The 12,803-nt window shown below is 64.4% G+C and carries 10 protein-coding genes; 3 read left to right on the top strand and 7 right to left on the bottom strand.

Annotation, left to right across the window (positions count from 1 at the left end):
- Window positions 1-75: 75 nt before the first annotated feature.
- The 4 genes from HU752_RS06630 to HU752_RS06615 all read right to left on the bottom strand — a co-directional run bounded on the left by HU752_RS06630 (window position 76) and on the right by HU752_RS06615 (window position 4,218).
- A complete protein-coding gene (locus HU752_RS06630) occupies window positions 76-609 on the bottom strand; it encodes a GNAT family N-acetyltransferase (protein WP_186680900.1) in 534 nt (177 codons plus the stop codon).
- 12 nt (window positions 610-621) lie between these two features.
- Window positions 622-1,728, bottom strand: a complete 1,107-nt coding sequence (locus tag HU752_RS06625; RefSeq protein WP_186680901.1) for an NADH:flavin oxidoreductase/NADH oxidase — start codon at window positions 1,726-1,728, stop codon at window positions 622-624.
- 185 nt (window positions 1,729-1,913) lie between these two features.
- Window positions 1,914-3,623 carry a single-stranded-DNA-specific exonuclease RecJ gene (gene recJ, locus HU752_RS06620; protein ID WP_186680903.1) on the bottom strand — a complete coding sequence of 570 codons (1,710 nt, stop codon included), beginning with the start codon at window positions 3,621-3,623 and terminating at the stop codon, window positions 1,914-1,916.
- A 52-nt stretch (window positions 3,624-3,675) separates the two neighbouring features.
- On the bottom strand, window positions 3,676-4,218 hold the full coding sequence (locus HU752_RS06615) for a YaeQ family protein (RefSeq protein ID WP_017904979.1): 543 nt from the start codon (window positions 4,216-4,218) through the stop codon (window positions 3,676-3,678).
- Between the two features lie 138 nt (window positions 4,219-4,356).
- Here HU752_RS06615 and HU752_RS06610 point away from each other — a divergent pair, with 138 nt between their 5' ends.
- Both HU752_RS06610 and HU752_RS06605 read left to right on the top strand, forming a co-directional pair.
- Window positions 4,357-5,556 (top strand): CaiB/BaiF CoA transferase family protein, encoded by a 1,200-nt coding sequence (locus HU752_RS06610; RefSeq protein ID WP_186680904.1) that lies wholly within the window; start codon window positions 4,357-4,359, stop codon window positions 5,554-5,556.
- Between the two features lie 51 nt (window positions 5,557-5,607).
- Window positions 5,608-6,489, top strand: coding sequence for a TIGR02285 family protein (locus HU752_RS06605; protein ID WP_186680906.1), 882 nt, complete (start codon window positions 5,608-5,610; stop codon window positions 6,487-6,489).
- A 162-nt stretch (window positions 6,490-6,651) separates the two neighbouring features.
- On the opposite strand, the gene HU752_RS06600 is transcribed toward HU752_RS06605, so the two are convergent.
- The gene (locus tag HU752_RS06600; RefSeq protein WP_186680908.1) at window positions 6,652-6,933 is read right to left on the bottom strand and encodes a DUF3509 domain-containing protein; all 282 of its coding nucleotides are present in this window, start codon (window positions 6,931-6,933) and stop codon (window positions 6,652-6,654) included.
- 309 nt (window positions 6,934-7,242) lie between these two features.
- Between HU752_RS06600 and HU752_RS06595 the strand changes: the two genes are divergently transcribed.
- Window positions 7,243-7,905, top strand: coding sequence for a response regulator (locus tag HU752_RS06595; RefSeq protein WP_186680910.1), 663 nt, complete (start codon window positions 7,243-7,245; stop codon window positions 7,903-7,905).
- Here HU752_RS06595 and HU752_RS06590 read toward each other — a convergent pair.
- Window positions 7,902-9,140: an EAL domain-containing response regulator gene (locus tag HU752_RS06590; protein ID WP_186680912.1), complete on the bottom strand. Its 1,239-nt coding sequence runs from the start codon at window positions 9,138-9,140 to the stop codon at window positions 7,902-7,904. The two genes, HU752_RS06595 and HU752_RS06590, sit on opposite strands and share 4 nt — an antisense overlap.
- An 87-nt stretch (window positions 9,141-9,227) precedes the next feature.
- Window positions 9,228-12,749, bottom strand: a complete 3,522-nt coding sequence (locus HU752_RS06585; RefSeq protein ID WP_186681228.1) for an ATP-binding protein — start codon at window positions 12,747-12,749, stop codon at window positions 9,228-9,230.
- Window positions 12,750-12,803: the final 54 nt, after the last annotated feature.

Genomic DNA, 12,803 nt, shown 5'->3' with positions numbered 1-12,803 from the left:
CATCCGGCTAAGATCTTTTCGGAATTTGCAGCAGAAAAATCCGCAATTACCGGATCCATCGCCTGCATGGCGGCCTCAATGCAACTCGCAATACAGGTGGATATCGTCCGGTTCCAGCGCGTACAGGCCAGGATCGGGCCGCTCCAGCAGCCGGCAGCCGCGCCGCTGGTAGAACTCCACGGTATTGCGCGACGGGGTGGCCGAGACATACAGGGCATCGACGCCCTGGCGGCGGGCCTGGTCGGTGGCCTTGGCAAACAGTCGGCTCGCCAGCCCAGCCCCCCGGTAGTCGTGGCTGACATGCAGAAACTTGAGTTGCAGCAACCGGCGCCCGTCGTTATGGATCGGCTCGCAACCGAGCACCGCCGCCGCCACCAGCGTCGGGCCGGCGAACACGCCATGAAACCAGGCGCCCTGTTCGAAACAGCGGCGCAGGATCACCGCATCCTGCTCCGCCTCACCCTCCGGCCATCCGCTCATGGCGCAGTACTCGTCATACAGTTCCAGGCGGCCGGCCTGGACACGGTAGAACTGTTCGATCAGTTCCTTGCGATCGATCAGTGCCAACTGGCCCAGGTCGCCCAACTGCAGGTCTCGCTCGATCAACACCTTATGGCCTTTCTATTCACGCAGGTCCGATTCATGGATGGGTTGGTCGCGATGGGTCGCACGCTGGTACTGCGCCGGCCAGACGGCCTTGCGCCCGCCCAGGTCATCGTCGGCATGCAACGGCCAGTAGGGATCGCGCAGCAGTTCGCGAGCCAACAGGATGATGTCTGCCTGGCAGGTACGCAAGATGTGTTCGGCCTGGGCCGGCTCGGTGATCAACCCGACCGTGCCGGTGGCGATACCGGATTCCTTGCGCACGCGCTCGGCGAAGCGGGTCTGGTAGCCGGGCCCCGTGGGAATCTCCGCGTTGGCGGCGGTCCCGCCGGACGAGACGTCGATCAGGTCGACACCCAGGGCTTTCAGGCGTCGGGCCAGCTCCACGGTTTCATCAGGGTTCCAGCCATCCTCTACCCAGTCGGTGGCCGAAACACGCACGAACAACGGCAGTTCTTCGGGCCAGACCGCACGCACCGCCTCGCTCACCTGCAGGACCAGGCGGATACGGTTGTCGAACGAACCACCGTACTGGTCACGCCGCTGGTTGCTCAGGGGCGAGAGGAACTGGTGCAGCAGGTAGCCGTGGGCGGCATGCACCTCGACCACCTTGAAGCCGGCCGCCAGGGCACGCCGGGCCGCTGCGACGAACGCCTGGATCACCTCGGCGATCTGCCCCTCGTCGAGCTGCAGGGGCTGGGTGTGCTGCGGATCGAAGGCAATCGGCGACGGTCCGACCGGCGTCCAGCCACCCTCCTCCGGCTTGACGCTGCCATGCTTGCCCAACCATGGCCGATGGGTGCTGGCCTTGCGTCCGGCGTGGGCCAGCTGGATGCCGGCCACGGCGCCCTGGGCCGCGATGAAACGGGTGATGCGCTGCAACGGCTCGATCTGTTCGTCGTTCCACAGGCCCAGGTCCTGGGCGGTGATGCGGCCATCGGCGGTCACCGCCGTGGCTTCGGTGAAAACCAGCCCGGCGCCCCCCACGGCGCGGCTGCCAAGGTGGACAAGATGCCAGTCGTTGGCCAGGCCATCGACACTGGAGTACTGGCACATCGGCGAAACCGCGATGCGGTTCGCCAGGGTCAATTGACGAAGGGTATAGGGTTCAAGCAGCAGACTCATGGGGCACCTCTCAGATCAAGTGGGCTGGCTCCAGGTTCTGTGAGAACGTCGGCAAGTGACACGAACGAAGGTGAAGACCCGCCCCCCGGCGGGTGGAAAGGAAGACAACGTCACAAGACCATTCAGACAGTGCTTAGAGCCTAGTCGACAATGACGGACACCGGAGGGTTCAACCGCGGCAAATCTCAGCGCGGCTCGATGTGCGCGATCATCAGTTGCACGCTTTCCTTGCCGCGGAACTCGTTGAGATCGAGCTTGTAGGCCAGCTCGACCCAGTCGACACGGGCATTGGCCCAGACTTCGGGATCGATGCTGAAAGCGATGCCGTCGAGCTTCAGCGAACCGCATTCGCTTTTCAGCACTACCTTCAGGTGCCGCTCGCCGACGATGCGTTTTTCCACCAGTTGGAACACGCCGTGGAACAACGGCTCGGGGAAGTGCTGGCCCCATGGGCCGGCATTGCGTAGTGCCCGGGCCAGCTCCAGGTTGAATTCCTCCAGCGCCAGCGTGCCATCCGTCTGAAGGCGGCCGGTCAGGTCATCCTCGCTGAGCTGGCGGCGCACCTCGGCATCGAAGGCCTCGGCGAACAGCGGGAAGTTCTCCTGGGGCAGGGTCAGGCCGGCGGCCATGGCATGCCCCCCGTACTTGCTCATCAGGTCCGGATGCTGCGCCGCCACCACGCTCAGCGCATCGCGAATGTGAAAGCCGGCCACCGAACGGCCGGAGCCCTTGAGCATGCCATCACCGGCGTCGGCGAAGGCGATGGTCGGGCGGTGGTAACGCTCCTTCATCCGCGAGGCGAGAATGCCGATCACGCCCTGGTGCCAGTCCGGGTCGAACAGGCACAGGCCGAAGGGCATCGAGTCCAGCGGCAACTCCTTGAGCTGGGCCAGGGCCTCGCGCTGCATGCCCTGCTCGATGGACTTGCGGTCCTTGTTCATCTCGTCCAGCTGGGTGGCCATTTCCAGGGCCAGCACCGGGTCTTCGCACAGCAGGCACTCGATGCCCAGGCTCATGTCGTCCAGGCGTCCGGCCGCATTCAGCCGCGGGCCGAGAATGAACCCCAGGTCGGTGGAGGTCAGCCGGGCCTGCTCGCGCTTGGCCACCTGCAGGATCGCCTTGAGTCCCGGCCGGGCCCGACCGGCACGAATCCGCTCCAGGCCCTGGTGCACCAGGATCCGGTTGTTGGCGTCCAGTGGCACCACGTCGGCGACGCTGCCCAGGGCTACCAGGTCCAGCAGTTCGCCGATGTTCGGCTGCGGCCGGCTGTCATACCAGCCCAGGCTGCGCAGGCGCGCGCGCAAGGCCATCAAGACGTAGAAAATCACCCCGACCCCGGCCAGCGCCTTGCTCGGAAACTCGCAGCCGGGTTGGTTCGGGTTGACGATGGCATCGGCCGCCGGCAGCTCGCTGCCCGGCAAGTGGTGGTCGGTGACCAGTACGTTCAGCCCCGCCGCCTTGGCCGCCTGCACGCCATCGATACTGGAGATGCCGTTGTCGACGGTGATCAGCAACTGCGGCTGGCGCTGCAGGGCCACGGCGACGATTTCCGGGGTCAGGCCATAGCCATAGTCGAAGCGGTTCGGCACCAGGTAGTCGACATGAGCCGCGCCCAGCAGGCGCAGCCCAAGCACCCCGACCGTACTGGCGGTGGCGCCATCGGCATCGAAGTCGCCGACGATCAGGATCCGCTGGCGTTGCTCCAGAGCCACCACCAGCAGGTCGACCGCCGCCTCGATCCCCTTGAGCTGCTGGAAGGGAATCAGCCGGGCCAGGCTCTTGTCCAGTTCGGCCTGGGACTCGACGCCCCGCGCCGCGTAGAGGCGGGTCAGCAGGGGCGGCAGGTCACCGAGGAACGGCAGGGTGGCGGGCAGTGGGCGGGGCTCGATACGCATAACGCTGGCGGAACTTCTCTTCAGGACACAGGAATTGAAACGGCGGCCGGACTCAGCCGCGCTCGCCCAGCAGCCACTGGAGCTGGACTTCGTGCTGGCCACGGTCGTCGGTGACGAAGACGGTGCCGTCGCTGATCATCACGTCCCACTTGATCACCCGTGGCATGTCCTGGGCGAGGGTTTCCAGCACCTCTTGCGGAACGGCGGCGATATTGACGTTCTTCAGGTTCTTCACTGCCGGCACCACCTTGCCTTCCCAGACCCGCAGGCTACCGTAGGCCAGCAGGCTGGTGCGTTCGGTACGGCGCGAGCACCAGGTCAGGCGCTCGGCATCCGGCTGGCCGACTTCGATCCAGTGCAGTACACGGTCGTCCAGGCTTTTTTCCCACAACGCTGGTTCGTCTACTTCAGACAGGCCACGGCCAAAGGCCAGCAGCTCGTTGTACCAGAGGGCGTAGGCCAACAGCCGCACGGCCATCCGCTCTTCGGTCTCCGAAGGATGGCGGGCAATGGTCTGCTTGACGCTCTCGTAGACGTTGCGATCCATGTCGGTGAGGTTGAGTTCGAACTTGTAGGTCGTGGACGGCTGGGCCATGAACAGGGCTTCTAAAGACGGGAAAGGTGCCAAGTCTAACCGATACGCAGGTCAATCAACGACTATCGATGGTTATGAAGATGGCGCGCGCCATGTTAAAAGGCTCTACAACCCCTATCTTGTCCTACAGGATCGTCCATGCCAGTCGCCGACAAACCTCTCTCCGGCCTGAAAGTCATCGAACTCGGAACACTGATCGCCGGGCCTTTCGCCTCGCGGATCTGCGCCGAATTCGGCGCGCAGGTGATCAAGGTCGAATCGCCGGACGGCGGCGATCCCCTGCGCAAGTGGCGCAAGCTGTACGAAGGCACGTCGCTGTGGTGGTTCGTCCAGGCGCGCAACAAGAAATCCCTGACCCTGAACCTGAAGCATCCCGACGGCCTGGCGATCCTCAGGCAGTTGTTGAGCGAAGCCGACATCCTGATCGAGAACTTCCGCCCCGGTGTCCTGGAAAAACTCGGCCTGGGCTGGGAAACCCTGCATGCACTCAACCCCAAGCTGGTGATGGTGCGCCTGTCGGGCTTCGGCCAGACCGGTCCGATGAAGGACCAGCCGGGCTTTGGCGCGGTCGGCGAATCCATGGGCGGCTTGCGCTACATCACCGGCTTCGACGATCGCCCGCCGGTGCGCACCGGCATCTCCATCGGCGACTCGATCGCCGCGCTGTGGGGGGTGATCGGCGCGCTGATGGCCTTGCGTCACCGCGAAGTGAACGGCGGCCAGGGCCAGGTGGTGGATGTCGCCCTGTACGAAGCGATCTTCGCGATGATGGAGAGCATGGTGCCGGAGTTCGACGTGTTCGGGTTCATCCGCGAACGCACCGGCAACATCATGCCGGGCATCACCCCCTCGTCGATCCACACCACCGCCGATGGCCGCCATGTCCAGATCGGCGCCAACGGCGATGCGATCTTCAAGCGCTTCATGCTCGCCATCGGCCGCGAGGACCTGGCGAACGACCCGGCGCTGGCCAGCAACGATGGGCGCGACAGCCGGCGCGATGAGCTCTATGGCGTGATCGACCGCTGGGCCAACTCGCAACCGCTGGACGCGGTACTCGCCGTGCTGGCCGCGGCCGAGGTCCCGGCCAGCCGTATCTACAGCGCCGAGGACATGTTCGGCGATCCGCAATTCCTCGCCCGGGAAATGTTCCTGCAGGCCAAGCTACCGGATGGCAAGGACTTCAAGATGCCCGGCATCGTGCCGAAACTCTCGGATACACCCGGCTCCAGCGAATGGGTCGGGCCGCAGTTGGGCGAGCACAATGCCGAGGTGCTGGCCAGCCTGGGCTACGATGCGGCACAGGTCATGCGACTGCGTGAAAGTGGCGCCATTTGACATGTCACGGTAACCAACGACTGGTTCCAAGCCGAGGAAGGTATCCACCGCATGACTCCCAGTGCCCTGTCGCGACGCCTCGTCCCCGCACTGCTGGCTGTGCTGATCGGCGCCCTGTCACCTGTGGTGCAGGCCAGGGAAACCCTGATCTGGTTGTTGCGGGACCTGCCCCCGCTGAGCATTTTCGACGGGCCGCAACAGGGCCAGGGGGCGGTCGACCGGATGTTGCCGCTGCTGATGGAGCGGCTACCGGAATATGATCACACGATCCTGCGGGTCAATCGCGCCCGGGGCATGCAGATGCTCACCAGCTCCTCGTTCACCTGCGATCCGGCGCTGCTGTGGACTGCGGCCCGGGCACAGAAGATGTTGTTCTCCATTCGCAGCATGGGCACCACCAGCAACGGCCTGCTGATTCGGCAAAAGGATCGGCCATTGGTCGAACCCTTCCTGTCCGACGGCGAGGTCGACCTCGCCGCCCTGCTGAACAGCAACAGCCTGCAACTGGGGATCATCGCCGAGCGCAGCTACGGGCATCCGATCGACGATGTGCTGTCGCATGCCAGCGAGCAGCAGTTGGTGCGCCATTATGGCAACGACGCGCTGGGCAGCCTGTTGCAGATGCAACGCATGGGGCGCCTGAAGGCCCTGCTCGGCTATGGCGTGGAAATCCGCTACCAGGCCCGCCAGCAACAGATCGACGACCGCGAACTGGCCTTCTACCCGATCAAGGGCACGGCCAGCTACCAGTTCATTCGGGTCGCTTGCTCCGACACCCCGCAGGGCCATGCCGCGATACCCCATATCAACGAGATCCTGCGCGAGTTGCGCCAGGAACAGTTGGTCGAGCTCTATGCGCGCTGGCTGGCACCGGCTGACCGGGAAAAGTACCGGGAAGACGCCAAGGGATTCTTCCCAGACCCCGCCCAGTGACGAATTCCGGGCAAAAGAAACCCCGAGAAGTGGGGAGACGACTCGGGGTTAAACATGGCCTACAAAGACCAGTACGACAAGCCACAACCACCGGAGCACAATGCCTGCTCTTGCCGTTATAAATTCTGACAGCGCTTCGGGAAGGAAGGTTCCAAAAAAATTCTAGAGGCTGGCGCCCCGATGCTCTGCGGCGTTACGCAGGGCGGCAATCACGCAGGGCTCCAGGCGGCCCTCGGCAATTCGCAGATCACGATGCAGGCCATCGACCACATCCGTGAGCAGGCGCTTGTCGGTCAGTTGCGCCTGATTGACTTCACGTTCCACCAGCAGCGTGCCGGCAATACCACTCACGCTCACCACGCACTCGCCGTGCCCGCCAGAGGGAGTCAGGGTAACGGCATACGGGCTCAGCGCCTCACTGAGCAACAGGCTGATACTTTCCATTCGATCACCACTCAATAGTCAAAACCCGAAAGGTCGAAAACAAGGTGCCTGGAGTCAGTGACCACCAGTCAGGGAAGAAAGTTCGCGGGGCCCTCCCGGCGCCAGCGAACGGATCGACGTCTCCTGAACATGAACCAGAAAGATGACAAGGAAAAAACAGCGGGAAAAGCATGCCTAGAATCAGATCAGTGGTTTTTAGATTTTTACTACAGGCAACATCGGCTTTACTCACAGACATGAGCCGAAGCATCTGTTCTTTTTTGCTTGATTTTCATCCGCTTCGCCGCTCGCGCCCACCGGAGACCTGTCTTGAGTTCGTCGCCACACACGCCATTGAGGATCGTCCTGGCCGATGATCATCCGATTTTCCTGATCGGCTTGCGCGCCGTCATCGAGCGGGAGTCGACGCTGTGCGTCGTAGGCGAAGCGAGCACCCCCGGGGAGCTTTTCGAACGGCTCGACAACACCCCCTGCGATGCCCTCGTCACCGATTTCATGATGCCGACCACGGACCGCAATGACGGCCTGAGGATGATCGAAGCCCTGCAGCGTAGCCACCCGGCGTTGCCAATCGTGGTCGTCACCATGCTCAACAATGCCGGGCTGTTGCGCTGCATCCTCGACCAGGGGGTCAGGGGCCTGCTGAGCAAGGCCAGCCTGGCGAATGAACTGCCGATGGCGATCCGGCATGTCCGCCAGGGCAAGGTGTTCGTGGCCGATTCCGTGCGCCAGACCCTGGCGCTGGCCGGGGAAGTCGGCACGCACCGGCTGGGCGACCGGGAACAGTTGTCGCCACGGGAACTGGAAGTCACCCGCCTGCTGGCGGCCGGACGCACGGTCGGCGAGATCGCCGCGCGACTGTGCCGTAGCAAGCAGACCGTCAGTGCCCAGAAGATCAGTGCAATGCGCAAGCTTGGGCTGCCCAACGATGCCGCGCTGTTTCTGTACCTGCAGGAACAGGGACTGTCCTAGCCCGGTTGCCGTTCACGCTCGAGCGTATTGGCGAGCCCAGCCGTATGCAGCCAGGGCAACAGTTCGGCGCGGCTCATCGGGGCGGCAATGAACCGCCCCTGGACCAGCACATCGCCCAGCTCCTGGACCAGCCGATGTTCCTCGTCGGTTTCGATCCCAGTGATGACCGCCCGTAACCCCATGCCCTTGGCCATGCCCAGTACCCCGGCGACGATCGAACGCTTGCGAGAGTCCAATGCCATGCCGCTGACGAAACGCGGGGCGATCCTCAATTCCGAGAACGGCAATTCGAGCAGCCGCTGCAGCCCGGCATTGGCTACACCGAAATCGCCGATCGACAACTGGCAACCGAGCATGCGCAAACGCAGCAGCCCTTCTGCCTGGGCCGCGTCGCTGGTGCAGTCGGTACCGTCGATCACTTCCAGGGTCAGCCACCGAGCAGGCAGCTCGAAGCGGGCCAGCAGCTCACCCAGGCGACCGGCGAAATCCACCTGCTCGATCATCAGCCCGGGGATGTTCACCGTCACCGGCAAATAGCGGTCGGTCCCCAGGTACACCTCCAGCGAAAGGCGCACGGCCTGCTCGAGCATGTGCCAGGTGAGGTCCTGGGAAAGCCCGGCATACTCGAGTACCGGGATGAACGTTTCAGGGAGCAGCATGCCCTGCTCCGGATGTTGCCAGCGGGCCAGCGCCTCGACACCCTGCACGCGACCGTCGCAGCTCACCTTGGGCTGGAAGAAGGCCTCGCAATGCTGCCTGATCGCCCCTGCGCCGGCGCCAGCCTGAAGTTCGTGCAGCGAAAGCAGTTCACACACCTGCGCCAATGGCAGCCCCGGACGCTGGCGACCGAAACGGTGCTGATAGGTCGCCAGCAGGTCGCCAAGGATCGCGGCCGAAGCGGGCTTGAGCAGGCAGCCCAGGACGTGCAGTCCCTGCTGCCGGGCCATGTGCGCGGCGCCTTCGCGCAGTTCCGTCTCGAGGCTGCTGAGGATGATCAGCGCCTGGGCCTCGCGGTTTTCCGCCAGGTGGCGGATCAGCTCCAGACCATCCCCCTCCTCCAGGTGCAGGTCGCAGATGGCAATGTCGATCGGCCCCCGGTTGGCCAGTGACTGGCGGGCGCTCTCGACGCTCTCGGCAGTGAGGACATCGAAGACGCCGTTGGCGTTGAGCATCTGGTGCAACGCCATCAGTTGAAAGGGATTGTCTTCCAGAATCAGGATCCTGAGCGCACGCATCGATGTTCTCCGCAGGTGGCAGCGGTGGTTATCCGCATCGGCCTTCCACCTTAGCCACCTGCATCGACATTCCCCATAGGACAAGTCCTAAAGTGCCGGTTTTTCCTGCAGGTTCGGCTCGATCTCGGCGAGCATCCGTTCGATCACCCCCTTGAGCGCCTGCCCGTTGGCGGACAGGTGCTCGACCTGCCGCCGACGCACGCAGTCGTCCATGTTCGCACAGGCCTGCGCCAGGGCCAGGGCATCGACCAGACAGGCAATCCCCTTGAGGCGATGGACACAGGCGGCCATGCCGTCCCAGTCATCCTGGCCACTCCTGGCCTCCAGCTCGCAATACTCATCCCGCAGGTTCTTCCACAGTTCCAGCAACATGTGCTGCAGCACACCGGCATCGGCCTGGGTCATGTCGACGAGCGTCTGGAGATTGAAAGAGCGCTCCGCAGGGGCGACCTGCCCCAGCAGACGAGCCAGGTCGTCGAGCAGCACCGGCTTGACCAGCAGGTCGTTCATCCCGGCCTCCTGGCAACGTTGGCGCTCATCGCTCATGGCATTGGCCGTGCAACCGACGATCAGGCAGGCGGCCCGTTGCTCCGCAGCCTCGATCTGGCGCAACGCCCGGGCCAATTGGTAGCCATTCATGCCGGGCATGTTGCAATCACTGATGACCAGGTCGAAACGCCGGCCTTGCCAAACTTGCAGGGCCGCCTGCGCCGTCTGGCAAGCCTCCACGCGCTGGCCGAGGAAGCCGAGCTGCTGCTGCAGCACCAGGCGGTTGGCGGACAGGTCATCGACGATCAGCACGTCCAGGCTCGGCAATTGAAACCTGGCACGCTCCAGCGCCGTCGTTGGCGACGGTTGCCCCTCGCGCCTGAGCACCAGTTCGATGCGCACCCGGGTGCCTTGGCCTGGCTGGCTTTCGAGCTCGATGGAACCCTCCATCAACTGCACCAGTTGCTTGCAGATGCTCAGGCCCAGGCCGGTGCCTTGATGTTCCCCATCGGCCTCGTCACGGGCCTGCACGAAGGGCGCGAACAGGATTGCCTGCTGCTCGGGACCAATGCCCTTGCCGGAGTCCTCGATATCGAGGCACAGATGGTCGCTGTCCAGCGCTTGCGCAAGGCACAGGACCCGAACACGGACAAAACCCCGGGTGGTGAACTTCAAGGCATTGCCGATCAGGTTATGCAGGACCTGCCGCAGGCGCAGTGGATCAAGCCGATACAGGCCCGCGAGCAACGGATCGATATCCAGGCCGAGGACGATGCCCTTCTCCCGGGCCAGGGCGTCGAACAGTTGCACGACCGCTTCGAGGAAGGCCCTCAGGTCGGTCGGCTGCAACACCAGGCGCATGCCGCCAGCCTCGATCTTCGCCAGGTCCAGGCTGTCACCGATCAGGGCGGTCAGTTCCCGGGCCGACTGATAGGCCACCTGCAACCCCTGCGGGAACACCTGGCCACGGGCCAGCGCCTGCTCGCGCTCGACCTCAAGCAGGCCGATGATCGCGCCCATGGGCGTGCGTATCTCGTGACTCATGGTGGCCAGGAACGCACTCTTGGCCTGGCTGGCCCGCTCGGCCTGCCGGCGGGCCTCGGTCAGCTGTGCCTCGAGCTGCTTGCGTTCGGTGATATCGATCCAGCCCCCCAGCAGCCCCTGCAACTGTGCACCCGCCGAATGGAACGGCACCATCCACAGGTAGACATCGATGCTGCCCTCGGCAAATTCCAGCTGGCGGTCCCTGAACAGCGGTCGCTGCTGCTCCAGCAACAGCAGGAAGTCGTCGTGCAGCTCCTGGGCAACCCTGGGCAGCAACAACCCCTCCTCGGTAACCCGCCGCCCGCGGACCTGCTCCAGTGTCGTCGACAGGCGTTGCTCATAACTGCGATTGCAACTGATCAGCCGTCCCTGCAGGTCGCGCACGAAGATCGGGTCGGGAATGCCGTCGAGCAACGCACGCTGGAACGCCAACTGGTCGCTGAGTTCGCGTTCGGCCTGGCGCCGCTGGCGGATCTGCACATTCAGCCGACGGTTCCAGGTCAGCGAGACGACGCCCAGCACCAACAGGGCCGTGCCCAGCCCATAGACCCAGCGCGGTACCCGTTTCCAGACCGATGGAGGCGGTGCGACCGGAACGGCCCCCAGCCACTTGATGCGCAACGCCCGCAGCTCCGCAACGGGAAAGGCCTCCAGCGACTTGTTGAGGATGCCGAGCAGTTCCGGGGAGGTCTTGACCACCGAGAAGCTGTCCGCCGACCACAGCCCTTCCACACTGCGCCCGACCTTCAATCGGCCCGGGGGATGCAGATAGGCCAGGGCATCGCTCTGGATGGTTGCCGCCGCCGCGCCGTTCTCAACCAGCCACCGGGCCTCCTCCTGGGTCCTGACGCCACGCAACACGACCTCCGGGTATTCCCGGCGAATCATGGCCTGCAACGCATGCTCCTCGGGCAGCGCCAGTACCCGGCCGGCCAGTTGCCGGAACGAACCTAGCGGCGGGGCATCGCTCGGCACGACAAAGACCCAGGAACTGCCGCCAAAGGCGTAGGTGAAATTCAGGAAAGCCTTGCGCTCAGGGCTCTCTGCCAGCGAACCGTTCATCAACGCCCGCCCCTCCTTGAGCATCGCCAGGGTCTGCGCCGTGGAAAAACTCTCGTCGAAGACGAACTGCAACCCGGTCATGCGGGAAATCCGTGCCAGCAAATCGGCATTGAGGCCGACCCAGCGGTTATGGAAATCCTTGTAGATGTATGGCGGGTACTGCTGGGCGGCTACCGTCACCCGCGGATGGTTGTCGATCCAGGCCCGCTCCGCCGCTGTCAGGTTGACTCGCGGCTGGGTGATGTCCGAGCCGAAACCGGTGGTCCAGCGGGCCAGGATCTCCCGGCGCACGGCTTCGTCGAGGCTGTCCAGCGCGCGCTGGATCAGGCCGCCGAGGACCGGCTCCGACTGGCGCGTGGCGAAGGCGAAACCAACCGGCGGCAAGGCACTCTGCCCGCGGATCTGCAGCCCCATGTAGGGCCGTATGGTCTTGTAGGCCCTGACAATGACCTCGTTGCCGATGAAGGCATCGACCTCGCCCTGCAGCAGCGCTTCCAGCGCGCTGTAGAGGGTCGGTGCAAGGATGATCCTGCTCTGGGGATAGGTGGCATGTACCACCGCGGCATCGGCGTAGCCTTCCAGCAGGAGCACCTTGCGCCCGCGCAGGTCGTCAGGATCCGGGGTCTCGCTGCGGCTGACGACGACCGAACGGTCAGGCATGTATTCGCTGGAGAAGGCCAGCTCGGCAAAACCCCGCTCGAAGCCGTTGGCACTGGTCAGCACGTCGATATGCCCATTGAGCAGCGCCTCCACGGCCTGGTCCCGCTCGACGAACCCCAGCACTTCCACCTGCACCCCGAGCCGATCGCGGATCAGGCCCACGTAATCGGCACTGATCCCCTGATAGCGATTGCGGTCGCTGGTGATATCAACGGGCTCGTAGTCGGCGACCGAGATGCCCACCCGGAGCCGGCGGTCCTTTCCCAACCAACGCCGCTCGTCTGCGCTGAGGGGCAGCCGGGGCAGCTCGACGAACGACGCGGGCAGATTGAAGGGCAGGTCCTGGGCGGCCATCAGCGGGCTTGGCAGGCTCGCCAGCGCCACCCAGGACAGCCACGCCAGAATGAA

The organism is Pseudomonas vanderleydeniana, assembly GCF_014268755.2.
GTDB classification, from domain to species: domain Bacteria; phylum Pseudomonadota; class Gammaproteobacteria; order Pseudomonadales; family Pseudomonadaceae; genus Aquipseudomonas; species Aquipseudomonas vanderleydeniana.
Note: the sequence above shows the minus strand (reverse complement) of the source record. Positions and strands in the feature narration are given on the sequence as shown.